A 23,812-nucleotide genomic window follows, 5' to 3' on the forward strand; every position below is an offset into this window, starting at 1 on the left:
TGCGTTTCCGACTCTATCAGATCTTTTCTCGACCCGATTTCCTCGGTGCTTTCCAGGTTCTCGCTTTCGCGTTTCCCTTTCCGGCGGTTCCGACTTTATCAGAAGTTCTTGGCCGGTCTGACCGGCCATTCATTTTCCGACTTATCGGGGGTGCCTCTGTGGAATCATCGATTCACGAGGCTGACAGATACTAACCACTGCCGACCGGACTCTGTCCAGTTCCAGGCAACTGTTCGAATCTACCTCCCCACGCGCTCCGTGTCAACGGCTTTTGTGGGGCGAAGAGGAGACTAGCAGCCCGGCGGGGCCCTCCGCACATCAGGCGGCTGTCGGCACCTCGGCGCTGCGCGCGGCGACGTCGAGGTCGCCCGTCTCCCCGGCCCGGGCGGCTCTGCCGCCCAGGACATAGACGTATGCGAGGAAGGCCAGCTCGGCTGTGATGCCGATGGTGATGCGAGCCCATGTCGGTAGGCCCGACGGGGTGACGAAGCCTTCGATGGCGCCGGAGACGAAGAGGACCAGTGCGAGGCCGATCGCCATGCCGACCGCGGCTCGGCCCTCTTCCGCGAGGGCGGTTCGCCTGGTGCGGGGGCCCGGGTCGATGACTGTCCAGCCCAGGCGGAGCCCGGTGCCGGCCGCGACGAAGACCGCGGTCAGTTCGAGCAGACCATGCGGGAGGACGAGGCCGAGGAAGGTGTCGAGCCGGCCCGCCGAGGACATGAGGCCGGCCCCGATGCCGAGGTTGAGCATGTTCTGAAAGAGGATCCAGAGGACCGGTAGGCCCAGGAAGACGCCCAGGACCAGGCACATCGCGGCGGCCTGGGCGTTGTTCGTCCAGACCTGAGCGGCGAACGCCGCGGCCTCGTGGCTCGAGTAGTACGTCTCGTACAGGCCGCCGGGTCGGGTGAGCTCGCGCAGTTCGTCGGGGGCCGCTATCGAGGACTGGACTTCGGGGTGGGTGCCGATCCACCAGCCCAGGAGAGCGGCCACGGCGGTGGAGAGGAGCGCCGTGGGTACCCACCAGTGACGTGACCTGTACACCGCGGCGGGAAAGCCCTGCGTGAGGAAGCGCGTCACATCGCGCCAAGAGGCGCGACGGGTTCCTGTCACCGCGCTACGCGCGCGTGCCACGAGTTGGGTGAGTCGGCCGGTGAGCTGTGGGTCGGGCGCGCTGGACTGGATCAGTGACAGGTGGGTGGCGGTGCGCTGGTAGAGGGTGACGAGTTCGTCGGTCTCGGCGCCGGTCAGGCTGCGCTGGCGGCGCAGGAGGGCGTCGAGGCGGTCCCATTCGGCTCGGTGGGCGGAGACGAAGACGTCGAGGTCCATCGGTGTGCCTGCTCCTCGGCTGTTCGTCGGCGGCCGGTGATGGATGTCAGCTTGTCGTACTGCGGCGCGATGTGCCCTCAGCTTGGCAGACTGGCGGTTCTCGGGGCGGGCCAGGGAAGGGACGACGGGCGTGAGTGAGCTGGTGACGGGTGAGGCCGTGGCGTTGGAGCTGCGGCCTGCCAGGCTGCCCAGCCGAGCGTTGGCCACGCTGCTGGACCTGACCGTGGCCTTCGTGGTCTACGTCGTCGTGAGCATCGGTCTGGTGGCGGCGACGGCTTCCCTGGACGAGGCGGCTCAGATCGCGCTGTCGATCGCGACGTTCCTGCTGGTGCTGGTGGGCGGGCCGATCGCGGTGGAGACGCTCAGCCACGGGCGGTCGCTCGGGAAGATGGCGTGTGGGCTGCGGGTGGTGCGGGACGACGGTGGGCCGATCCGGTTCCGGCACGCGTTGGTGCGGGGCGCGCTGGGTGTGGTGGAGATTCTGCTGACGATCGGGGTGGTGGCCTGTATCGCCTCGCTCGTGTCGGCGCGGGGGCGGCGGCTCGGGGATGTCTTCGCCGGGACGCTGGTGGTGCGGGAGCGGGTGCCCGTGGCGCGGTCCGGTTTCGTGCCGCCGCCTCCGCCTTGGCTGGCGGGCCGGTTCCAGGCGGTTGATCTTTCGTCGGTGCCGGACGGCTTGTGGCTGGCGGTCCGCCAGTACCTGGGGCGGATGAACCAGCTGGATCCGCAGGTCGGCTGGGCCATGGCGGATCGGCTGGCCGGAGATCTCGCCGCGCGTACGGGGACGCCGGTGCCGCGAGGGGTGCCGGCGGCCGCCTACCTGGCGGCGGTGGTGCAGGAGCGGCAGGTCCGGGAGGCACGGCGGGCCTTCGGGAACGGTCCGGTGGCGGGGTGGCCCGCCGGTCAGGGTGGGGCCGGAGGTGCGGGCGGTGCGCCCGGGGCCTATGGGCCGCCGACACCCTATGGCCCGCCGACGCCATACGGGCCGCCCACTCCCTACGGGCCGCCCACGCCGTACGCGCCGACGCCGCCGATGTCTTACGGGCCGCCGGTGTCGTATGGGCCTGCTGTCGCGTACGGGCCTGCTGCGGGGCAGGCGTCTGCTGGGTCTATGGAGGAGTCGCCTGACGAACCGTCGCAGGGCCCGGCCACTGGGTTCGCGCCGCCGGCCTAGCGCCGTCCCGGGTGGTGCCGTCCGAAGGGGTTCAGTCGAAGGTGGACGGGGGTGTTTCGAGGTCTTCCAGTTCGATGCCGGGGGCCGCGAGCACGATGTCCCCGGCGATGTGCACCGCGTGCTGTTCCCCGGTGTCCAGGGCTGTGACCTGGTATTCGTCCACGGTCAGGGGGCCGTTGTCAGTGGCGTGTGTTTCTCTTCTCAGCAAGGCCCAGGACTGGTCCACGGTGCGCGGAGCGAGGACCGGATCGGTGAAGGCCACGAGGCGTACTCGGGTCGCCGAGGAGGAGGGGGTGAGGCGTAGGAGGCGGCTGGTGGCGATGAGGAATGCGGGGGATGTACCGGTGAAGGCGTGGGCGGGGACGTTGCCTTCCGTGGCCTGCGTGCCGGTGGGGTCGGTGCGGACCCAGGTGACGCCGTCGAGGGCTGCGCCGCGGACCTGCCAGCTGCTCGCGTGGAGTTCGAGGCGGAGGGGGCGGCCGAGGTCGTCGAGGGTGAGGTCGACGGATCCGGTGTGCTCGCCGGTGGGGGTGGTCAGCTGAGAGACATAGCGCCAGCCGGAGGGGCCTGGGGCGCATTGGAAGTGCTCGTGTGCGAGGGGGGTGTGATCGTGCGGATCGTGGAGCGAATATCGGCCGCGGGGCATCGGGGTCCTGGGGTGTGACGGGCCGGTCGGGTCCGTCTCGACGGGTCGGCCAGGCAGGCAGGCTGACGGCCGGTCCGGCCGTGGGCCGAAGGGGCAGGCCCCCGGCACGGGGGTGCGGGGGCCTGCCTCGGAGGACCTGCCCGGTGCTGAGAAGCGCGTCAGTGCACGGACGCGCTTTCAGCGGGCGGAGCTGCGGACTCAGTAGCGGTAGTGGTCCGACTTGTAGGGACCCTCGACCTCGACACCGATGTACGAGGCCTGCTCGGGGCGGAGGGTGGTCAGCTTGACGCCGAGTGCGTCCAGGTGGAGGCGGGCGACCTTCTCGTCGAGGTGCTTGGGCAGCACGTAGACGTCGACCGGGTACTCGTCGGGCTTGGTGAACAGCTCGATCTGGGCCAGGGTCTGGTCCGCGAAGGAGTTGGACATCACGAACGACGGGTGACCGGTGGCGTTGCCCAGGTTCAGCAGGCGGCCCTCCGACAGCACGATGAGGACCTTGCCGTCGGGGAACTTCCAGGTGTGGACCTGCGGCTTGACCTCGTCCTTGACGATGCCCGGAATCTTCGCCAGGCCGGCCATGTCGATCTCGTTGTCGAAGTGACCGATGTTCCCGACGATCGCCTGGTGCTTCATCCTGGCCATGTCGGCGGCCATGATGATGTCCTTGTTGCCGGTGGTGGTGACGAAGATGTCGGCCGTCTCGACGACCTCGTCGAGCGTCGTCACCTGGTAGCCGTCCATCGCCGCCTGGAGCGCGCAGATCGGGTCGATCTCGGTGACGATGACCCGGGCGCCCTGGCCGCGCAGCGACTCCGCGCAGCCCTTGCCGACGTCGCCGTAGCCGAAGACGACCGCGGTCTTGCCGCCGATCAGGACATCGGTGGCACGGTTGATGCCGTCGATCAGGGAGTGCCGGCAACCGTACTTGTTGTCGAACTTCGACTTGGTGACCGCGTCGTTGACGTTGATCGCCGGGAACAGCAGGCTGCCGTCCCGGTGCATCTCGTACAGGCGGTGGACACCCGTCGTGGTCTCCTCGGTGACACCGCGGATCTCCGAGGCGAGCTGGGTCCACTTCTGCGAGCCCTCGGTGATGGTGCGGTTCAGGAGTTCGAGGACGACCCGGTGCTCGTCGTTCTCGGCCGTGTCGACCGAGGGGACCTTGCCGGCCTTCTCGTACTCCACGCCCTTGTGGACCAGGAGCGTGGCGTCACCGCCGTCGTCGAGGATCATGTTCGGGCCGCCGGTGGGGCTGTTCGGCCAGGTCAGGGCCTGCTCCGTGCACCACCAGTACTCCTCCAGCGTCTCGCCCTTCCAGGCGAAGACCGGGACGCCCTGCGGGTCGTCGGGCGTGCCGTTCGGGCCCACCGCGATCGCGGCGGCCGCGTGGTCCTGGGTGGAGAAGATGTTGCAGGACACCCAGCGGACCTCGGCGCCGAGGGCGACCAGGGTCTCGATCAGGACGGCGGTCTGCACGGTCATGTGCAGCGAGCCCATGATGCGGGCGCCGGCCAGCGGCTGGGTGGCGGCGAATTCCTTGCGGATCGCCATCAGGCCGGGCATCTCGTGCTCGGCGAGGGTGATCTCCTTGCGGCCGAAGGCGGCCAGGGAGAGATCGGCGACCTTGAAGTCCTGTCGGTTGTCGACAGTCGTCATGTGGGCTGCTCCTCGGGGTTTTGGTCGAGAGAGTGGGTACGGCTGGTCTGCGCGGCGGCGGACACAGGGGTGCCCGATGAAGGGCATGGGCATGCCCGCGTGCGCGCAGCGCAGTCCGTCGGAGGCCCTCTCTCCCTCGGACGGTCCGCACCGGGACCGCCCGACCGCCATCAGCAGCGACGTCTGGCTCCGCTCCAAGCTACACCGGAGTGGCGGGGCGGCCCCAGTCCATCTCCGATCAGATCGAGCCGATCACGATCAGAGATGGACTGGGCCGAAGGAGATGCGGGGTGGAACGGCGACAGGGCCCGCCTGGTGTGGGGCGGGCCCTGTCGGGGTGGTGCGGGTCAGTGCTCGGTCGGGTGCTGGGCGGGGCCGCCCGGGGTCGCCTCGCGGTCGGAGCCCTTGGTGGCCTCGGCCTCGCTGTAGATGTCGGGTTCGAGGTAGATGACGCGGGCGATGGGGACCGCGGTGCGGATGCGGGCCTCGGCGGCGTTGATGGCGGTGGCGACCTGGGAGGCCGTGTCGTCGTGCTGGACGGCGATCTTGGCGGCGACCAGGAGTTCCTCGGGGCCGAGGTGGAGGGTGCGCATGTGGATGACGCGGGTGACGGTGTCGCCGTCGACGACCGCCGCCTCGATCTTCCGGACGTCTTCGGCGGTCGCGGCCTCGCCGAGCAGGAGGGACTTGGTCTCGGCGGCCAGGACGAGCGCGATGAGGACGAGGAGGACACCGATGCAGAGCGTGCCGATGCCGTCCCAGACGCCGTCGTCGGTGAGCAGCGCCAGGCCGACGCCGCCGAGCGCGAGGACCAGGCCGACGAGGGCGCCGAGGTCCTCCAGGAGGACGACCGGGAGCTCGGGGGCCTTGGCGCGGCGGACGAACTCCGTCCAGGAGTGCTCGCCCCGCAGGGGGTTGGACTCCTTGATGGCGGTGCGGAAGGAGAAGCCCTCGGCGATGATCGCGAAGACGAGGACGCCGACGGGCCAGTACCAGTGCTCGATCTGGTGCGGGTGCTTGATCTTCTCGTAGCCCTCGTAGATGGCGAACATGCCGCCGACCGAGAAGAGGACGATGGAGACGAGGAAGGCGTAGATGTAGCGCTCGCGACCGTAGCCGAAGGGGTGTTGCGGGGTCGCCTCGCGCTGGGCCTTCTTGCCGCCCACGAGGAGCAGGGCCTGGTTGCCGGAGTCGGCGAGCGAGTGCACGCCTTCGGCGAGCATCGACGACGAGCCGCTGAACGCGAACGCCACGAACTTCGATGCCGCGATCGCGAGGTTGGCCCCCAGTGCCGCCACGATCGCCTTGGTGCCGCCTGACGCGCTCATGTTTTCGCGTTGTCCCTTCGCCTACGTGCGTACGCCGTGCAGGGCGGGGCCGACTTCGGCTTTGCCCGTCCTTTGCCGGGGGGGCCATTCTTGCAGCCCTGTTCGGCAGCGGTGCGTCAGGTCGTCACGACAGGAGTCATACGACGACCGTGGCCCGGAAGACCGTACCCGCCCCGGCCACTTCGGCCTTGTGCCCCGCGGGGACGAAGACAGACGTGCCGGGCGTCAGCGCGTGCTCGCCCGCTCGGACGGTGCCCGCGGTGCAGAGCAGTATCTGCGGGGTGGGGAGGGTGAGGTCGTGGGCGGTGGCGCCCGGCGAGAGGACATAGCGCGACAGGCGGAACTCGTCGATGGGGGTGTCGTAGACCTCTTCGCCGTCCGGGGCGGCTTCGGGGCGCAGGACGCCGGGGTCCGCGGGCTCGAAGCGGACGATGCGCAGCAGTTCGGGGACGTCGACGTGCTTGGGGGTGAGGCCGCAGCGCAGGACGTTGTCGGAGTTGGCCATGATCTCGACGCCGAGGCCGTCGAGGTAGGCGTGCGGGATGCCGGCGCCGAGGAACAGGGCCTCGCCGGGCTGGAGTCGGACGTGGTTCAGCAGCATCGCGGCGATGACGCCGGGGTCGCCGGGGTAGTGGTGGGCGATGCCGGCGTAGGGGGCGTAGTCGCCGCCGAGGCGGTCGCAGGCGGCCGCTGCCTGGGCGACGGTGTGGGCCATCTCCTCGCGGTCGGCGCTGAGGATCGCGGTGAGGACCTCGCGCAGTGCGGCTTCCTCCGGCTGGGCGTGCAGGAGGTCGACGTACGGCTTGAGGGAGTCGACGCCGAGGCCGTCCAGGAGGTCGGCCGCGTGGGACGGGGCGCGGAAGCCGCACAGTCCGTCGAACTCGGTGAGGGCGCAGATGAGTTCGGGCTTGTGGTTGGCGTCCTTGTAGTTGCGGTGCGGTGCGTCGACGGGGATGCCGCGGCGCTCCTCGTCCTCGTATCCCTCTCGGGCCTGTTCCAGGTCGGGGTGGACCTGGAGGGAGAGGGGGGCGCCGGCGGCGAGGATCTTGAGGAGGAAGGGGAGGCGGGGGCCGAACTTGGTGACCGCCGCCGCGCCGAGTTCCCCTTGCGGATCAGCCTCGATGATCTCGACGAGGGTGCCTCGGTCGGTGCGTGAGGGTGCGCCCGGGTGGGCGCCCATCCACATCTCTGCCTGCGGTTCGCCGGTCGGCTCGGTGCCGAGCAGGTGCGGGATCGCGGTGGGGGAACCCCAGGCGTAGGGGCGGATGGTGTTGTCGAGGCGGTCCATGCGCTTCTCTCTGCCTGCCGGTCTGTCTGTCGGGCTGTCTGTGGGGGCTGCCTGTCGGGCTGTCCGGCTCGGGGCTGTCGGGCTGTCGGCCTGCCCGGCTCGGGCTGTCCGGCTGTCGGTCTTCTGCCGTCTGTGGCGCGTCGTCAGCCGTCTGTCATCTGTCGCCAGCCGTCTGTCGTCCGCCGTCTGTGTCTGGTGTTTCTGGGGTGACGGTCGGGGTCGGGTCAGGCTCCTGAGGCGAGGGCCAGGTAGACGGCGGCGAAGTCCGTGGTGGCGATGAGTTCGGCGAGGGTGACGAGTTCGTCGCCTGCTTCGGGCTCGAGTTCGCTGATCGGCGTGTCGTGGCTGAGGGCCAGTTCGCGGGCGGCCGAGGCGGCGGTGAGGCCGCCGATCGGACGGTCGCGCAGCAGCACCACGCGCGCGTGCAGCGCGGGCGCTTCCTCGACGCGGTCGCGGAAGAAGTCGTCCGGGTCGGCGCTGGCGGCGAGGGGGCCGGCGAGGATCGCGTTGTGTTCGGCGAGGGCCTGGGGGAGTTCGGCCACCAGGGCGGGGCGGCCGGCGAGTTCGGCGAGGGCGGCGGCGAAGCGGCGGCCCGCGGGGCCGGCCGAGGTGCCTTCGGTCCAGATCACCGGGAGGGAGTCGGCGAGTTCGCCGGCCAGGGTCTTCGCCGGGTTGCTGTAGGTCGCGACGGCGGGGCCGCAGCGTTCGGCGACCTGGTCGAGCCGGTCGGCGACCCGTTCGAGCTCCTCTGGCGGGGCGGAGAGCAGGGCGACGCGGTCGAGGAGGGCGAGGAGGGGGGTGAGGAGGGCCCAGAGGATTCCGGGGGCGGAGGCCGCGTCCGGTACTCCCTCGTCCTGTTCGTACGGTGCGGTCGCGAGCGGCACGAACAGTCCGTGGGCGGCGCCGGCCGCTTCGGTGAGCGGGGAGTCGGCGGGGGCCACGGCGGCGACCGTGCAGCCGCGGCGGTAGGCCTGTTCGGCGAGGAGGGAGAGGCCGGGCTCGCTCCCGTCGGGGGTGGCGATGAGGAGAAGGTCCACGGAGCCCGCCCAGCCGGGGAGTTCCCAGCGCAGGGCGCCTGCGGCGGGTGCGACGCCGGTGGGTGTCAGGCGGATGACGGGGCAGGCGGCGCCGGCGAGCGTGCCGAGGAGGTCGGCGACGCAGGTGGCCGCCGCGCCGGGGCCCGCGATGAGGATCGCCCGGGGGCGACCGTCCGGCTGGAGGTCGTGGACGCCGGCCTCGGCCGCGTACCGGGCGGCGGTACGGACGCGTGCGCCGGCCTCGGCCGCGCCGCGCAGGAGGGCCCGGTGATCGGCCTCGGCCAGGGCCTGCGGGGTGTCGAGCAGCGAGTCGTCGAGCATGTCGGCAGTCTCCGATCGCCTGGGGCGTCGTCGGTTTGCGGGGCCGTGGATGTGGCGGGGCGTTCGCCCGGAAGGCGTGGGGCTCGGCGCCGTGCGCGGCCGGGCGCCGGGGTGTGCTCGGGCCGGGGACGGCAGCGTGGCCGGGGGCGGCGTGGGGTGGGGTCGCGTGAGGTGCGGTCGCGCTGCGCGCTGTTACGCGGGGTGGCGGGCCTCGTCGACGAGGAGGACGGGGATGCCGTCCCGGACGGGGTATGCCAGGCCGCAGTCCTGGCCCGTGCAGATCAGCTCCGTGTCCTGCTCCTTCAGGGGGGAGTGGCAGGCGGGGCAGGCGAGGATCTCCAGGAGGCCGGCTTCGAGCGGCATGGGGTGTCCCTTCGGGGTGTGCGGATGTGCCTGGTCAGGGTACCGCTGGTGGGGTTGGGGCGTGGGGGTTGGGCGGGACGGGGAGGGGGCGCGCGTGGGACGGGGCTGGTGGTCGGCGCGTCGAGGGGCTTCGGGGGGCGTCGGGGGTTCGCTCCCGCCGCCCTTGCCCGTTCCCACCCTCAGACGCTTCGCCCCTTCCCTCTTGGGAGACTTCGCCTGTTCTTGCCCTTTTTGCCCCTGCCGCGTGTCGCCCCGCCCCCTCGAACCCACTCGAACCCCTGCGAGGCCTGAGGCCTGCGGGGCCTGCGAGGTCTTCAGGCTCGGATGATGGTCAGTGCCTCGTCGCGGATCTTGGCCATCGTCGGTTCGTCGCGCGCTTCCGCGTTGAGGCGGAGGAGCGGCTCCGTGTTGGAGGGGCGGACGTTGAACCACCAGTCGGCGGAGGTGACGGTCAGGCCGTCGAGTTCGTCCAGGGTGACGTCCTCGCGGTCGCCGTAGGCCGCCTTGATCGCGGCGATGCGGTCGGCCTGGTCGGCGACCGTGGAGTTGATCTCGCCGGAACCGGTGTAGCGGTCGTACTCCGCGACCAGGGAGGAGAGCGGGCCGTCCTGGCCGCCGAGGGCCGCGAGGACGTGCAGGCCGGCCAGCATGCCCGTGTCGGCGTTCCAGAAGTCCTTGAAGTAGTAGTGCGCGGAGTGCTCACCGCCGAAGATCGCGCCGGAGCGGGCCATCTCCGCCTTGATGAAGGAGTGGCCGACGCGGGTGCGGACGGAGGTGCCGCCGTTCTCCTTCACCACCTCCGGGACGGTCCAGGAGGTGATCAGGTTGTGGATGATCGTGCCCCGGCCGCCGTTGCGGGCGAGCTCGCGGGCGGCCACCAGGGCCGTGATCGCGGACGGCGGGACCGGCTCGCCCCGCTCGTCGACGACGAAGCAGCGGTCGGCGTCGCCGTCGAAGGCGAGGCCGAGGTCGGCGGACTCCTCGCGGACGCGCTTCTGGAGGTCCACGAGGTTCGCCGGGTCCAGCGGGTTGGCCTCGTGGTTGGGGAAGGTGCCGTCCAGCTCGAAGTACATGGGGACGAGCGTCAGGGGCAGGCCGTCGAAGACCGTGGGGACGGTGTGGCCGCCCATGCCGTTGCCCGCGTCGACCACGACCTTCAGGGGGCGGACGGAGGTCAGGTCGACGAGTGCGCGCAGGTGCGCCGCGTAGTCCTTCAACGTGTCGGCGGTGGTGATGGTTCCCGGGATCGGGGCCGGTGCGGGGGCGCCCGAGTCCGTCCAGCGTTCCACCAGTTCGCGGATCTCCGTCAGGCCCGTGTCCTGGCCGACCGGGGCGGCGCCCGCGCGGCACAGCTTGATGCCGTTGTACCGGGCCGGGTTGTGCGAGGCCGTGAACATGGCGCCGGGCAGGTCGAGTGCGCCCGAGGCGTAGTACAGCTGGTCCGTCGAGCAGAGGCCGATCTCGGTGACGTGTACGCCGAGGGCCGCTGCCCCGCGCGCGAAGGCGCCGGTCAGCGCAGGCGAGGAGGGGCGCATGTCGTGGCCGACGACGATCGCCTCGGCGCCGGTCACCCGGGCGAAGGCCGCACCGAACAGCTCGGCCAGCGACTCGTCCCACTGGTCCGGGACCACCCCGCGTACGTCGTACGCCTTCACGATCTGTGACAGATCAGCAGCCACGGCCAGCCTTCCTGGAGTCTGTAGGTCACCACAAACTACCCGGGCCGGTTCACCGCCTGCGGTGGGGCCGCCGAGTGGACCCACAGACGTAACCGTGCCGCCATGGTCCGCCGTCGTCCGAGGTGGGGCCGCTACGGCAGCATCCAGTCCAGCACGGGCGAGCTCTGGCCCACCACGATCAGGCACATCACCAGGAGCAGTCCGAGGCTCCACGGGAGCACCTTGCGCAGCAGGTCGCCCTCCCGGCCCGCGAGGCCGACGGCGGCGCAGGCGATGGTGAGGTTCTGCGGCGAGATCATCTTGCCGAGGACGCCGCCGGAGCTGTTGGCGGCGGCCAGCAGCTGCGGGGACAGACCGGACTCGCGGGCCGCGGTGACCTGGAGGGCGCCGAAGAGCGCGTCGGCGGAGGTGTCCGAGCCGGAGACGGCGACGCCGAACCAGCCCAGCACGGGAGAGAGGAAGGCGAGGACCGCGTCGGCCGCCGCCACGAAGTGGCCGATCGTGGCCGCCTGTCCGGAGAGGTTCATGACGTAGGCGAGGGCCAGGACGGAGGTCACGGTGAGGATCGCGTACCTCAACTCGTGCACCGTCGCGGCCCATTCCCTGAGCGCCACGCGCGCGTGGACGCCGAGTACGGCCGCGGTGCCGGTCCCGGCCGGCAGGACGAGGGTGCCGCCCGTCGCGACGACCGGCCAGGTGAAGAGGTTGCCGCCGACCGGATTCCCGTCCGGTTCCGCCACGTTGAGGAGGGCCAGTCGTAGGTGCGGGTGGTCTGTGCGAGCCGCGCCTTGACCGCCGGGATCTGGGCCACGGAGAAGATCACGACGATCAGTGCGTAGGGGGTGTAGGCGCGCACGACCTCGGCGCGCGGGTCCGGTTCGTCCAACTCCTCGCTGCGGGTGCCCGTCAGCACCGACGCGCGTACCGCTTCGGGAGCGGGCACGCGCGTGTGCGGTACGGCGGCCAGGGCCGCGGCCCCCGCCAAGGCGGCGCCGATGTCGGCGAGTTGCGCGGAGGCGTGGTTGGCGGCGGCGAACCGGGCGACGGGGAAGGCGGTTCCGCAGGCCAGGGCGGGAACCCAGGTCTCGCGCACGCCTCGTCGGCCGTCCACCAGGACGAGCGGTACGACGAGGGCGAGCAGCGGAGTCTGACGGCCCACCACCGAGGCCACGGTGTCCAGCGGGAGGCCGGTGACCTGGGCCAGCGTCACGACGGGGGCGCCCATGGCGCCGAAGGCGACGGGCGCGGTGTTGGCGACGAGGGCGACCACCGCCGCGCGGACGGGGTCGAAGCCCAGGGCGACGAGCATGACCGAGCAGATCGCCACCGGGGCGCCGAACCCGGCGAGCGCCTCCAGGAGGGCGCCTAAGCAGAAGGCGACGACGAGGGCCTGGATGCGCGGGTCGTCGGAGAGGCGCCCGAAGGAGCGGCGCAGGACGTCGAAGTGCCGTGTGTGGACGGTCATCCGGTACACCCACATGGTGTTGACGACGATCCACAGGATGGGGAAGAGAGCGAAGGCTGCTCCCTGGGCGGCGCCGGAGAGCGTCTGTCCCACGGGCATGCCGTAGGCGAGGCAGGCGACGAGGGCGGCGGCCAGCAGGCCCGCCAGGCCCGCCAGATGGGCCTTGAGGCGGACGCCGCCGAGCAGGACGAGGACGATCACCAGGGGCAGGGCCGCGACGAGGGCGGACGGGCCGAGCGAGTCGGCGACGGGTTGCAGCTCCTGCACGTACACGGGCGCCCCCGATCCCGATCACGTTTCCGATCACGTTTCCGGTCGCTTTTCCGGTCCCGCGCTTGCGATCCCGCCGGCGATCACGAGGGCGGTCGCCCTTACGGCCGTCCCGCCGGGCAGGCCGCAGGGCGCGCTTCCGTCATGCGGAAAGCGGTTTCTCGTTCTTCGACTGAAACGGAATGGCCATGTCCGCGACAACAGCGCGTCAGGGGATGTGCGCCGGTCCGTGCGGACGAGAGGAGGAAACCGGCTCAGTTGTCCGGCGAGCGCAGCACCCGCAGGTGGCCGCGGCGCGCGACCTCCATCGGGTCGATCGCACGGCCGCCGCCGGCCCCGGCCGCGCGTCCCTGCGGGCGGGCGGCTTCACGGACGGCGTTGGCAAGCGCTTCCAGGTCGTCACCACTGGGGCGCGCGGGAGCCGAACCGTCGAGGAGCCGGACGACCTCCCAGCCGCGCGGGGCGGTGAGGCGCTCGGAATGCTCGGCGCACAGGTCGTAGCAGTGGGGTTCGGCGTAGGTGGCGAGCGGGCCGAGGACCGCGGTCGAGTCGGCGTAGACGTACGTCAGCGTCGCGACGGCGGGTCGGCCGCAGGCAGTTCGCGAACAGCGACGTACAGGGCTCACGACGTTGGACGGTACCGCACTCTTGAGCGGGCCGCGACGACTCTCCACCAGGTCACTCCACCGTGTCGTGTTGTGAAACGCCCCACGCGCCTCTCCAGTCATACCCCGCTGACCTGCGCGAACACCAGCCCCTCCCCACACGTAGGCCTCAGCTCGTGGTCACCACTCGACACAAACGGCATCAATTGCGATGAGTTCGCCGGTCTCGGAGAGATACGGAATCGAGCCCAACCTTGGCCGGAATGGTCATCCCGCGACATGCGGGGCACGGCGGCCGGTGGCGGTCGGACTGCCGTGTGGGGCCGGGCACCGGGTCGCGGCGGGGACTACGCTTCAGTAGTGATGGACAGCCCCGTACCACCCCCCGCCGCAGGCCCCGGACCCCGTCGTCGCGACCGCCACGGCCGGGGCATGCGCGGGCCGATCGCGCCGCCGCAGGTTCCGTTGGCCGCCAGCCGTGCCGATGTGTTCGCGGATCTCGTGCAGGACTCCGTGGAACGGCTGGAGCGGCGGTGGCCGCAGCTCGCCGACATCGACTTCATGGTGCTGGAGGTGCCGCGTCTGGACGCGGCCCCGGAACCGTGGAACGACGAGGCGGTCCCGCTGGGCGGGGCGATTCCCGCGCGCGAGGGAGGGCGGGCGCGGGTCGTCGTCTACCGGCGGCCGGTCGAGATCCGCACCAAGGGGCGCGACGAGCGGGCCGCGTTGGTGCACGAGGTGGTCGTCGAGCAGGTCGCGGAGCTGCTGGGGCTGACTCCGGAGACGGTGGATCCGCGCTACGGCGAGGACTGAACCCCGTCACCCCGCGCCCGTCTCCCCCGCCCTGCTTCCGGGGCACCTCGACCGCCCTCTCGGGTTACTTCTGGAGCACCGCGACGTCCTCGTCGGCCTCCGGGACGGCCACCGTGCCGCGGTCGTCCGGCAGGGTCTGGATCGTGAAGCCCGGGACGCCCTCCGTGGTGGCCGTCAGGGTGCGGGAGGCGTAGACCGGGGTGTCCGTGAGGGGTTGCACGGTCAGCGCGTAGGTGCCCTTCAGGCCGGTGGGGACGGGGAGTTCGACCTCCTGCGTGGTGCCGCCCTTGACCGTGTACGTCTGGGACGCGGCCGTGCCGCCGCCGCTGCCCGCGGACGCGGTGACCTTGACCTTGGCGGTGCCCTTGGGGGCGGTCAGGGAGAGGGTGGAGCCCTTGGCGCTGTTGCCGGCGGCGGACGCGCGCGTGCCGACCGGGGCGGTGGCGGTGATGAACGCCGACTCCTGCTGGGCGCCCTTGCCGCGCAGGACCCGTACGGCCGCGACGACGGGCACCGACCGGTCCGTCGGGGTCAGGACCAGCGAGCCCGCCTCCCCGCGCGTGACGTCACCCAGGTCGACCGAGGCCGTCATGCCCGCCTTGACGTGCAGCGTCTCGTGTCCGGCCGGGGTGATCAGGCCCGAGGGGGAGGCGAGTTGGACTTTCAGGTCGGCGTCCGCGTCACCCGGCGCGTAGGCGATGAGGCGGACGGCCGTGGCGTCCTTGGGGATGCCCGGGATGACCTGCGTGCCCGCCGGGTCGGTGGAGGCGGCCAGCCAGTCCCCGCCGAGCTTCTCGTCCAGGGCCTGGACGGCGGCCCCCACACGGCCGCTGCGGACGTTGACGTGGACGGTGAGGTCCTCCTGCTTCTCGCCGGTGAGCGTGGACAGCAGGATCGGCTCGCTGGAGTGCGCCGGGATCGTGATGCCCTCCCCCACCGTGGTCGTCAGGGCGCCGTCCTTGCCGTAGAGCTCGATGTCGGCGACGGCGGCGGAGTCGTCCGGATTGGTGAGGTGGACGTAGTCCGTGCGGTCGGCGACGGTGCTGACGCCCGGGAACCAGAACTCCGTGTCCGGCGCGGTGCAGGTGACGCCCTGGAGGCCGCGACCACTGCCGGCGGCGACCTCGGTGGTCTCCTGGACGGTCCAGCCGGGCGCGAACTTCCCCCCGGCGGTGCCCAGCAGCGCGGGCGTCTCGCCGCCTGAGGTCTCGCCGACGGCCGGGGTGCCGGGCGCCTTGGGCGCGACGACGGGCTTCGTCGCCTTCTTCTTGTCGCTCGCCTTGTCGCCCGTCTTGTCGGTCGCCTTGTCGGTCGCCTTGTCGCCCGTCTTGTCGGTCGTCGCGGCTGCCGACTCCGCGGTGGCTGCCACGAGTTCGGCCGTGCCGTCGCCGTCCGTGCCCTTGGTGACGGGCGTGAAGGACGTGTACGACGTCTCGGCGAGGTCGGACGTACTGGGCGAGGGGCAGAGCAGGCTCGTACGCTCCACAGGCAGTTCGGCGGCCGCCTGGGCGGTGTCGGCGGGGGTCGCGTCCGGCTGGTTGAGCGTGGCGAACCCGGTGACCGCGGCGAGCGCGGCCGTGCCGGCGATCAGGGACAGGGTGGTGCGGTTCACTGCTGGCTCCCGTCGGGGCGCTCGCTGCCGGTGCCGTGGGGGTGCCGGTCCGGGTCGTAGGCGGGGTCGTAGCCGCCCTGGTCGTAGGCCGACGGGTCGTAGCCCTGCTGCTGCTGGTAGGTCTGGTCGTACGGCGCCTGCTGGGCCTGGCCGTCGTAGGCGTACGGGTCGTACTGGCCGGCCTGGTAGGGGTCGTAGGCCTGCTGGTCGTAGCCGCCCGCCGGGTACTGCTGGGTGCCCTGGTACTGCTCGCCCGCGTACCCGCCGTACTCGGCGTTCGCGTAGCCCGCCCGGTCCCCGCCCCAGTCCCCGCCCTGCCCGTCCGGGGGGACTCCCATGTCGTACGACTGCTGCTGGGGGACCGCGACCGGGGTCTCCTCCTGCGGCGGCGACGGGAACTCCTCGTGGTGGCCGGGCTCCTCGGCCTCGGCCTCGGCCTGGGCGCGCAGACGGCGGGCGCGGCGGCCCTCGCCGTCGACCGCCTGGGCCGGGACCGGCTCCTCCTCGGGAAGGTCGTCGTCGACGTCGCGGCGGCGGCCGGGAAGGGCGAGGACGACGAGGACGAGACCGAGGAGGCCCTGCGCCCACAGCCAGGCGGTGTGGGTGAAGGGGTCGTCGTAGGTGACGTCCAGCTTCCCGCCGGTGGCGGGGAGTTCGAAGCCCTGGGCCCAGCCGTCGACGGTGGTGGGGGTGAGGGGCTTGCCGTCGAGGGTGGCCGTCCAGCCGTCGGCGGCGGTGTCGGCCAGGCGCAGGACGCGGCTGCCGGAGCCGTCGGGGACGGTGGTGTGGATGTCGACGGGGCCCGCGGCGACCGGAGTCGCGGTGCCCTTGCCGGAGTCGGCGACGACGGCCGCGCGGGAGACCTCCTGGTCGACCCGCCACAGGGCGCTGCCGTCCTGCTGGCTGAGCCGCTTCAGGCCGGGTGTGGCGTCCAGGACGCGGGTGACCTCGCGCGGCGCGCCCTTGTGGACGAGGACGTAGCCCACGGCGAACTTGCCGAGCTGGTCGGCCTGGTCGGCGCCGGAGCCGGCGACGAGATTGGCGACGACCTTGTCGAGCTGCTGGTTCTCGCCGTCGGCCGCGGCGAGTTCGGCGTCGCCGAGGCGGGCGCCGGAGCCGCGGACCAGCATGTAGGCGACGTGGGCGGCGGAGTCGCTGTCGAGGACGAGGGTGCGGGCCTGGTCGCGGTTGCCTGCCTCCTCGGCGACGAACGCGGGCACCTGCACGGGGTCGCGGCGCTCCAGGGGGCCGTCGGCGCCGCCGATCATCCAGCCGGCGGCGACGAGCAGCGGGCCGGCGGCCGAGGCGAAGGCGATGAGGGCGGCCACCGGCTGGCGCCAGCCGAAGCTCTGTTCGGCGACACGCGTGCGTGCCCCGTCGGCGCCGATGACGGCGGCGGCGAGGAGGGCGATGCCGTAGACGAGGGTGGCGGGCCCGGCCCAGGTGGAGCTGTTGGACAGGATCGCGAAGACGAGGCCCACGAGGGCGACCGCCCAGGCCGCCCAGACGCCGAAGTGGCGCTCGGAGCGCAACAGCGCGGCCAGCGCGGCCAGCACGATGCCGATGAGCATCAGGCCGTCGACGGTGCCGGGGCCGCCGGGGCTGGCGCCGAGCAGGTCGAGCGCGGTGGCGGTCGACGCGCCGTAGTCGAGGCCGGCCTGGGTGAAGAAGCCGAACGGCAGCAGGGACAGCGACCAGGGCGCGAGGATCAGCAGGGGGGTGCCCAGCTGGGCCAGGAAGCGCGGGCCGTAGGCGGTGATCTCGCGGCGCCGGACGGCCAGGACCGCGATGCCGAGGACGAGCGCGAGGGGCCAGACGATCGGCGTGAACGCGGTGGTGATCGTCAGCAACAGCGCGTACGCCCAGGTGGCGCGCCAGCTGCCGCGGGCGCCGGACGCGTGCGTCAGGCCGCTCGCGGCGACGCCCGCGCGGGCGATGAGCGGGAGCAGGACGGCCAGGACCGCGGTGCCGACCCGGCCGCCGGCGAGGGCGCCGGTGGCGGCGGGCAGGAAGGCGTAGACGACGGCCGCCCAGGCACGCAGGAGGCGTGACTCGACGAGCGGCCGGGAGGCGAAGTAGGCGGCGAGGCCGGCCAGCGGCACCGAGCAGACGAGCAGCACGGTGAGGGCGAGTCCGGTCGAGCCGAACAGCAGGGTGGCCAGCGTCGCGATGATCGCGAGATAGGGCGGGGCGGACGGGGTGCCGCCCGCGCCGATCGGATGCCAGGCGTCGAGGTAGCGCGACCACAGCTCGGAGGCGTCGGCCGGGGCGGGCAGCAGGGCGCCGCCCGCGAGCGCGCCACCGCCGAGGAGGTTGCGGCAGGCGACCAGGGAGACGAGCAGCAGGACCAGGAAGAGCACCGGGCCGGGCTTGCGCGCGATGCGCTTGAGGCGGGCGAACTGCTCGATCTCCAGGAAGTCGGCGTCGTCGCCGCCGGGTCCGGACTCGACGGCGCCGCCATGCCGGCCCGCTCCGGACACGGCCTCGGGGTCGGAGGAGCCGAAGAAGTCGCCGGCGACCTGTTCGACGGTGGCCCGCACGGTCGCGCCGGGTGGCGGGAACAGGGGGCGCAGCTCATCCTTGTCGACCGCCGGCTTCCCGCGCCTGCGCCGCCCGGCGATGATCCGCTCGGGCCGCAGCAGGGTGCCCAGCAGACCGCGGATCTCGTCGACGGCCTGTCCGGGGACCTTGCCGACGAGATAGGCGACGGTCCGCAGCAGGGTGCCGAGGACCAGGCGGACCAGGATCCAGGGCAGCAGGGCGGTGCGGCTGTTGACGAGGAGGGTGTAGACGGCGCCGGCCTTGTCGACCTTGTGCGGGGAGGCGCTGGTGCGGCCCGCGCAGTCGACGGTGCGGCGCTCGCGGGAGGCGGCCTCGGCGTGCCGTACGACGGCCTCGGGGGCGATCAGGACGCGGTGGCCGGCGGCCTGCGCGCGCCAGCACAGGTCGACGTCGTCGCGCATCAGGGGCAGGCGGCGGTCGAAGCCGCCGAGCTGTTCGAAGACGTCGCGGCGGATCAGCATGCCGGCGGTGGACACGGACAGCACGGACCGGACGTGGTCGTGCTGGCCCTGGTCCTGCTCGCGGCGGTCCAGGCCGGTCCAGCGGCGGCCGGAGTGGGCGATGGTGACGCCGACCTCGAGGAGCTGGCGGCGGTCGTACCAGCCGCGGAGCTTGGGGCCGACGACGGCCACGTCGTCCCGGCCCAGTTCGAGTTCGTTGTCGACCACGCGCAGCAGTTCGGCCAGGGCGTCCGGTTCCGGGGCGCAGTCGTCGTGCAGCAGCCACAGCCACTGGACGGGCTCTCCGTGCGGGAGCTCCGGCAGGTCGTAGGTGTCGTCGCGCCAGGTGCGCGTGACGGGGTCCCAGCCGCTGGGGCGCTTCAGGTACGGCAGTTCCTCGGGGGTGAGGACCGGAGCCGTCCGGTTGGCCTCCTCCACTGCCTGGCCGAACCCGGTGCGCCGGGCGAGGTGCAGGACGCGGTCGTCGCCGAGGGTCTCGGTGACCAGGCGCGCGGAGTCGTCCGAGCTGCCGGTGTCGGCGGCCATGACGGACTGGACGGGGCGCTCCTGGCCGAGCAGCCCGGCGAGCGCGTCGGGCAGCCAGCGGGCACCGTCATGGGTGACGATCACCGCGGTCACTACATGACGCGGGAACTCAGGTGTGGCAGCGCGGTCTTGATGGGCTGCCGTGTGGCTGTGCACGGACATCGAGGTACGGGCCCCGGTTCGGTGGACTGCGGTGGACGCCTGCGCCGTGTGGTGCGGCCGGGTGTCTCGGACGAGCGCCCACACTATCGGCTGGGCAGGACGACGGCCCGCCGCCTGTGGACAACCCACGTGCGACGGGCCGTTCGGACCCTTTTCTCTGCGTACCGCGATGCCGTGACGCCCTTGTGCTGTCGAACCGGGCGGTTCTCAGACCGCCGCCTTCTTCAGCCGGCGGCGCTCCCGCTCGGAGAGCCCGCCCCAGATGCCGAATCTCTCGTCGTTGGCGAGGGCGTACTCGAGGCATTCGGAGCGGACCTCACAGGCGAGGCAGACCTTCTTCGCCTCGCGGGTGGAGCCGCCCTTCTCGGGGAAGAAGGACTCGGGATCGGTCTGGGCGCACAGCGCGCGCTCCTGCCAGCCGAGTTCCTCGTCCGCGTCGTCGACGTCGACCAGCAGTTGCTGCACCAGCTCGGTCATGTGCGCCCCTCGCTCTGTCTTTCGCGTCCCCGTGACCTGGCCGTTACCGATTTCGGCTGAACGACACGAGTGAAATTACAAGTGTGCTGCTCCGGGCGAGTCAAGCCGAGATCTGCTATTGGGTCCCTTATTCACTCTGCGGAACCAAGGCCATGCGGTAAGTGTTCAAATCGCCATAAACCTTGACAAGCAGATGAAGCCCCGGAGGGCCACCGGCCCCGCACAGCGCTTGTACGGGGAAGGACGCCCAAAGGTGCGATCCCGTTGCGGCACGCGCGCGGAAGCGAACCTGATCACAGTCGGATCACGGGATCGCCACGAGGCTTGCGCGCCCGGCTTGTGCGCCATGTGTCCCGAAGAACGCCTGCACAAACCTTTCACCTCCGAGATGGACCGGATGAGGTGAACCCTGTCCCACATACCGGGCGTCGAGTTGACAGTGAAGGTGTGAACCGCTGTCCTTATGGGCATGCTCGCGAACTTGGCACTCACCTCGACCGGCTCCGCCGGGTCCCACGGTGCTGCCCGCGCTCGCTGTAGCTGTTGTCGTCGTTCCAGCTGTTGAGCCCAACGCGCTCCGGCTGCTCCTCCTGAGTCCACCGCGACTCGGCTGCTGTCTCCCTTCGGCCCACACCAGGGCGCTCCTGCTCCACCCGTGATCCGGGCGGACGGTATGCGACACCCAGCAGGCCCCCCACTCTTCCGCCTCTTCCGCCGAGGAACCACCGCATCCCATGAACAGCGACAGCGACCTCCAGATCGCGGGCGACATCCTCGAAGTCCCGCACCTCCTCCAGGCACCGCGCGAGCACCCGGCCACCGTCGCCGAGTTCGTCGGCCTGGCCCGTTCTATCGCCGCGGACCGTGCCCGGTGGGAGCACCTGGTCCGGTACGACGCGACGACCCGCTGGTACCACCGGCTGCGCACCGGCCCCGGCTACGAGGTGTGGCTGCTGTCCTGGGTGCCCGGCCAGGGCAGCGGGCTGCACGACCACGGCGGCTCCTCCGGGGTGCTCACCGTCCTGGACGGCGAGCTGACCGAGCGCACCGAGCGCGGCAAGCGGGTGCTCGGGGCGGGTGTGCAGCGGGTGTTCGCGCCGGGGTACGCGCACGAGGTCGTCAACGACGCGCTGGAGCCCGCGGTGAGCCTGCACGTGTACTTCCCGGGACTGACGGACATGCCCATGCACCCCCGGTCCGGGCTGCACCCGGCCGGAAGGGCCCCCATCGCCTGCGCGGCGCTCGACACGTACGAACAGGTGGACACCGTCAGCTCGTGATCCGCCGTGCTCCGCTCGTGAGCGGACGCCGTCCGTCGTCGGCACGTACGGGTGGACCGGATATCCACAGGCGGGTGGTTGTCCACAACCGGCCGACGGGCTGTCGTGGCCGCCTGCGAGACTTGCCCTCATGCGCATTGTGGTTCTGGCAGGCGGCATCGGCGGTGCCCGGTTCCTGCGCGGTCTGAAGCAGGCCGTGCCGGACGCGGACATCACGGTCATCGGCAACACCGGCGACGACATCCACCTCTTCGGGCTGAAGGTCTGCCCCGACCTCGACACGGTGATGTACACGCTCGGCGGCGGCATCAACGAGGAGCAGGGCTGGGGGCGGGCCGACGAGACCTTCCACCTGAAGGAGGAGCTCGCCGCGTACGGCGCCGGGCCCGGGTGGTTCGGGCTGGGCGACCGGGACTTCGCCACACACATCGTGCGGACGCAGATGATCGGTGCCGGGTACCCGCTCAGCGCGGTGACCGAGGCGCTCTGCGACCGGTGGCAGCCGGGCGTCCGGCTCATCCCGATGACCGACGACCGGGTGGAGACCCATGTCGCGGTCGAGGCGGACGGCGAGCGCAAGGCCGTGCACTTCCAGGAGTACTGGGTGCGGCTGCGGGCGTCGGTGCCGGCCGAGGCGGTCGTGCCGGTCGGCGCCGAGCAGGCGAAGCCCGCGCCGGGGGTGCTGGAGGCCATCGCGGCGGCGGACGTGATCCTCTTCCCGCCGTCCAACCCGATCGTCTCGGTCGGCACCATCCTCGCCGTGCCGGGCATCCGCGAGGCGATCGCCGAGGCCGGGGTGCCGGTGGTGGGCCTCTCCCCCATCGTCGGGGACGCGCCCGTGCGCGGCATGGCCGACAAGGTGCTGGCGGCGGTCGGCGTGGAGTCGACGGCCGCGGCGGTGGCCGAGCACTACGGCTCGGGTCTCCTGGACGGCTGGCTCGTCGACACCGTGGACGCGGGCTCCGTGGAGCGGGTGGAGGCGGCCGGCATCCGCTGCCGGGCCGTCCCGCTGATGATGAGCGACCTCGACGCGACCGCGCGGATGGCCCGGGAGGCGCTGGCACTGGCCGAGGAGGTGCGCGGGGCATGAGCGGGTCCTTCGACACCGGTTACCGGGTCTGGGCCGTGGACGGGCTGCCCGAGGTGCGGCCCGGGGACGACCTCGCGAAGCTGATCGCGGCCGCCGAGCCCGGCCTGGCCGACGGTGACGTCCTGCTCGTCACCTCGAAGATCGTGTCCAAGGCGGAGGGTCGGATCGTCCGGGCGGACGACCGGGAGGCCGCGATCGACGCCGAGACCGTACGGGTCGTGGCCCGGCGCGGGGCGCTGCGGATCGTCGAGAACCGGCAGGGGCTGATCATGGCCGCCGCCGGCGTCGATGCCTCCAACACCCCTGCGGGGACCGTGCTGTTGCTGCCCGAGGATCCGGACGCGTCGGCGCGGACGATCCGGGCGGGGCTGCGGGACGCGCTCGGTGTGGACGTCGGGGTCGTCGTCACCGACACCTTCGGACGGCCCTGGCGCGCCGGGCTGACGGATGTGGCGATCGGCGCCGCCGGGGTGCGGGTGCTGGACGACCTGCGCGGGGGCACTGACGCGCACGGCAATCCGCTGAGCGCGACGGTCGTCGCCACGGCGGACGAGCTGGCCGGCGCCGGGGATCTCGTGAAGGGGAAGGCCGCCGGTCTGCCCGTGGCCGTGGTGCGGGGGCTGGGACACGTGGTCGTCGCCGAGAACACCGAGAACGCCCCGGCCGACGGAGGCGACGGGACCGACGGGGCCGACGCGGCCGACGCGGCCGACGGGAGTGGGCTCACCGGGGCGCGGGTCCTGGTGCGCGGCGCACGCGACGACATGTTCCGGCTCGGGACGTCCGAGGCGGTGCGGCTGGCGGTCACCCAGCGGCGGACGGTGCGGTCCTTCACCGACGAACCGGTCGATCCCGGGGCGGTACGGCGGGCGGTGGCGGCGGCCGTCACGGCGCCGGCGCCGCATCACACGACGCCGTGGCGGTTCGTGCTGCTGGAGTCGGCGGGGTCGAGGGCCCGGCTGCTGGACGCCATGCGGGACGCGTGGATCGCGGATCTGCGGCGGGACGGGAAGTCCGAGGAGTCCATCGCCAAGCGGGTGCGGCGGGGTGACGTCCTGCGCAACGCGCCCTATCTGGCGGTGCCGTGTCTGGTGATGGACGGGTCGCACACCTACGGCGACGCGCGGCGGGACGCGGCCGAGCGGGAGATGTTCGTGGTCGCGACCGGGGCCGGCGTACAGAACTTCCTGGTCGCGCTGGCCGGGGAGCGGCTGGGCTCCGCGTGGGTGTCGTCGACGATGTTCTGCCGGGACGTGGTGCGTGAGGTGCTGGAGCTGCCGGAGAACTGGGACCCGATGGGGGCGGTGGCGGTCGGACACGCGGCGGAGGAGCCCCGGGCACGCGGCGAGCGGGAGGTGGGGGACTTCGTCGAGGTGCGGTGAGGTGTGCGGCCCGGTGGGATGAGGTGTGCGGTGATCTGTGCCGGTCGGTGATGTGCCCGGGCTGTGTAGTGCGCCGGGCGGTGACAGCTGCCCGGCGGTGACGCTCGCCTGGCGGTGACATCCGGCGGCGACGCGCGCCCGACAGTGACGCGCGCCCCACAGTGAACTGCGCCGGACAGTGACGGTGCCGGGCGGTGGTGGGTCATTCGCCGCACCGCGAGGTGACCCCGCTGGGCGAGCCGTACTGCGCCCGACAGAGACCTGCGTGGCGCACAGCCCACTGCACGGGG

The 23,812-nt window shown here is 72.1% G+C and carries 17 protein-coding genes and 1 pseudogene; 5 read left to right on the forward strand and 13 right to left on the reverse strand.

Features of this window, described 5'->3' with window-relative positions:
• Positions 1-318 precede the first annotated feature (318 nt).
• Positions 319-1,326: a stage II sporulation protein M gene (locus ACFVYS_RS24160; protein WP_389505075.1), complete on the reverse strand. Its 1,008-nt coding sequence runs from the start codon at positions 1,324-1,326 to the stop codon at positions 319-321.
• Positions 1,327-1,456: 130 nt separating this feature from the next.
• Between ACFVYS_RS24160 and ACFVYS_RS24165 the strand changes: the two genes are divergently transcribed.
• Positions 1,457-2,500, forward strand: coding sequence for an RDD family protein (locus ACFVYS_RS24165; RefSeq protein WP_389505077.1), 1,044 nt, complete (start codon positions 1,457-1,459; stop codon positions 2,498-2,500).
• 31 nt (positions 2,501-2,531) lie between these two features.
• Here ACFVYS_RS24165 and ACFVYS_RS24170 read toward each other — a convergent pair whose 3' ends face one another.
• From ACFVYS_RS24170 to ACFVYS_RS24210, 9 genes and pseudogenes are all read right to left on the reverse strand, one after another.
• Entirely contained in the window at positions 2,532-3,146 is a 615-nt protein-coding gene (locus ACFVYS_RS24170; protein WP_389505079.1) for a hypothetical protein, read from the reverse strand.
• Between the two features lie 198 nt (positions 3,147-3,344).
• Positions 3,345-4,802, reverse strand: a complete 1,458-nt coding sequence (gene ahcY, locus ACFVYS_RS24175) for an adenosylhomocysteinase (RefSeq protein WP_020128562.1) — start codon at positions 4,800-4,802, stop codon at positions 3,345-3,347.
• Positions 4,803-5,149: 347 nt separating this feature from the next.
• Positions 5,150-6,130 (reverse strand): cation diffusion facilitator family transporter, encoded by a 981-nt coding sequence (locus ACFVYS_RS24180; protein WP_389505080.1) that lies wholly within the window; start codon positions 6,128-6,130, stop codon positions 5,150-5,152.
• Between the two features lie 136 nt (positions 6,131-6,266).
• Positions 6,267-7,418 carry a mannose-6-phosphate isomerase, class I gene (gene manA / locus ACFVYS_RS24185; protein ID WP_389505082.1) on the reverse strand — a complete coding sequence of 384 codons (1,152 nt, stop codon included), beginning with the start codon at positions 7,416-7,418 and terminating at the stop codon, positions 6,267-6,269.
• A gap of 224 nt (positions 7,419-7,642) precedes the next feature.
• Complete coding sequence (locus tag ACFVYS_RS24190; protein ID WP_389505083.1) at positions 7,643-8,776, reverse strand: SIS domain-containing protein; 1,134 nt, start codon at positions 8,774-8,776, stop codon at positions 7,643-7,645.
• 192 nt (positions 8,777-8,968) lie between these two features.
• A complete protein-coding gene (locus ACFVYS_RS24195) occupies positions 8,969-9,139 on the reverse strand; it encodes a Trm112 family protein (protein WP_389505085.1) in 171 nt (56 codons plus the stop codon).
• Between the two features lie 314 nt (positions 9,140-9,453).
• Positions 9,454-10,818, reverse strand: a complete 1,365-nt coding sequence (locus ACFVYS_RS24200) for a phosphomannomutase/phosphoglucomutase (RefSeq protein ID WP_389505087.1) — start codon at positions 10,816-10,818, stop codon at positions 9,454-9,456.
• A 131-nt stretch (positions 10,819-10,949) separates the two neighbouring features.
• A pseudogene (locus ACFVYS_RS24205) lies at positions 10,950-12,556 on the reverse strand (L-lactate permease).
• A gap of 251 nt (positions 12,557-12,807) precedes the next feature.
• Positions 12,808-13,227 (reverse strand): DUF3499 domain-containing protein, encoded by a 420-nt coding sequence (locus ACFVYS_RS24210; protein ID WP_020128555.1) that lies wholly within the window; start codon positions 13,225-13,227, stop codon positions 12,808-12,810.
• Positions 13,228-13,590: 363 nt separating this feature from the next.
• On the opposite strand from ACFVYS_RS24210, the gene ACFVYS_RS24215 reads away from it, so the two are divergent.
• Positions 13,591-13,971: a metallopeptidase family protein gene (locus tag ACFVYS_RS24215; protein WP_389505089.1), complete on the forward strand. Its 381-nt coding sequence runs from the start codon at positions 13,591-13,593 to the stop codon at positions 13,969-13,971.
• Between the two features lie 64 nt (positions 13,972-14,035).
• On the opposite strand, the gene ACFVYS_RS24220 is transcribed toward ACFVYS_RS24215, so the two are convergent.
• The 3 genes from ACFVYS_RS24220 to ACFVYS_RS24230 form a co-directional block, all read right to left on the reverse strand.
• A complete protein-coding gene (locus ACFVYS_RS24220) occupies positions 14,036-15,583 on the reverse strand; it encodes a DUF5719 family protein (protein ID WP_389505091.1) in 1,548 nt (515 codons plus the stop codon).
• Positions 15,580-19,293 carry a glycosyltransferase gene (locus tag ACFVYS_RS24225; RefSeq protein ID WP_389505093.1) on the reverse strand — a complete coding sequence of 1,238 codons (3,714 nt, stop codon included), beginning with the start codon at positions 19,291-19,293 and terminating at the stop codon, positions 15,580-15,582. The genes ACFVYS_RS24220 and ACFVYS_RS24225 overlap by 4 nt, the downstream gene beginning before the upstream one ends.
• A gap of 207 nt (positions 19,294-19,500) precedes the next feature.
• On the reverse strand, positions 19,501-19,770 hold the full coding sequence (locus ACFVYS_RS24230; RefSeq protein WP_020128551.1) for a WhiB family transcriptional regulator: 270 nt from the start codon (positions 19,768-19,770) through the stop codon (positions 19,501-19,503).
• 734 nt (positions 19,771-20,504) lie between these two features.
• Between ACFVYS_RS24230 and ACFVYS_RS24235 the strand changes: the two genes are divergently transcribed.
• The 3 genes from ACFVYS_RS24235 to ACFVYS_RS24245 all read left to right on the forward strand — a co-directional run bounded on the left by ACFVYS_RS24235 (position 20,505) and on the right by ACFVYS_RS24245 (position 23,522).
• Entirely contained in the window at positions 20,505-21,050 is a 546-nt protein-coding gene (locus tag ACFVYS_RS24235) for a cysteine dioxygenase (RefSeq protein ID WP_389505095.1), read from the forward strand.
• Between the two features lie 130 nt (positions 21,051-21,180).
• Positions 21,181-22,140, forward strand: coding sequence for a 2-phospho-L-lactate transferase (gene cofD, locus ACFVYS_RS24240; RefSeq protein WP_054244207.1), 960 nt, complete (start codon positions 21,181-21,183; stop codon positions 22,138-22,140).
• Complete coding sequence (locus tag ACFVYS_RS24245; RefSeq protein ID WP_389505097.1) at positions 22,137-23,522, forward strand: coenzyme F420-0:L-glutamate ligase; 1,386 nt, start codon at positions 22,137-22,139, stop codon at positions 23,520-23,522. Before cofD ends, ACFVYS_RS24245 begins: the two co-directional genes overlap by 4 nt.
• Positions 23,523-23,812 lie beyond the last annotated feature (290 nt).

Source organism: Streptomyces sp. NPDC058295, assembly GCF_042880655.1.
GTDB lineage: Bacteria > Actinomycetota > Actinomycetes > Streptomycetales > Streptomycetaceae > Streptomyces > Streptomyces coriariae.

Excerpts from the sequence above, each read along its gene's own strand:
- ACFVYS_RS24160 (WP_389505075.1), bottom strand. The coding sequence starts at position 1,326 with ATGGACCTCGACGTCTTCGTCTCCGCCCACCGAGCCGAATGGGACCGC.
- ACFVYS_RS24170 (WP_389505079.1), bottom strand. The coding sequence starts at position 3,146 with ATGCCCCGCGGCCGATATTCGCTCCACGATCCGCACGATCACACCCCC.
- ahcY (WP_020128562.1), bottom strand. The coding sequence starts at position 4,802 with ATGACGACTGTCGACAACCGACAGGACTTCAAGGTCGCCGATCTCTCC.
- ACFVYS_RS24180 (WP_389505080.1), bottom strand. The coding sequence starts at position 6,130 with ATGAGCGCGTCAGGCGGCACCAAGGCGATCGTGGCGGCACTGGGGGCC.
- manA (WP_389505082.1), bottom strand. The coding sequence starts at position 7,418 with ATGGACCGCCTCGACAACACCATCCGCCCCTACGCCTGGGGTTCCCCC.
- ACFVYS_RS24190 (WP_389505083.1), bottom strand. The coding sequence starts at position 8,776 with ATGCTCGACGACTCGCTGCTCGACACCCCGCAGGCCCTGGCCGAGGCC.
- ACFVYS_RS24195 (WP_389505085.1), bottom strand. The coding sequence starts at position 9,139 with ATGCCGCTCGAAGCCGGCCTCCTGGAGATCCTCGCCTGCCCCGCCTGC.
- ACFVYS_RS24215 (WP_389505089.1), top strand. The coding sequence starts at position 13,591 with ATGCGCGGGCCGATCGCGCCGCCGCAGGTTCCGTTGGCCGCCAGCCGT.
- ACFVYS_RS24225 (WP_389505093.1), bottom strand. The coding sequence starts at position 19,293 with ATGTCCGTGCACAGCCACACGGCAGCCCATCAAGACCGCGCTGCCACA.
- ACFVYS_RS24230 (WP_020128551.1), bottom strand. The coding sequence starts at position 19,770 with ATGACCGAGCTGGTGCAGCAACTGCTGGTCGACGTCGACGACGCGGAC.
- ACFVYS_RS24235 (WP_389505095.1), top strand. The coding sequence starts at position 20,505 with ATGAACAGCGACAGCGACCTCCAGATCGCGGGCGACATCCTCGAAGTC.
- cofD (WP_054244207.1), top strand. The coding sequence starts at position 21,181 with ATGCGCATTGTGGTTCTGGCAGGCGGCATCGGCGGTGCCCGGTTCCTG.
- ACFVYS_RS24245 (WP_389505097.1), top strand. The coding sequence starts at position 22,137 with ATGAGCGGGTCCTTCGACACCGGTTACCGGGTCTGGGCCGTGGACGGG.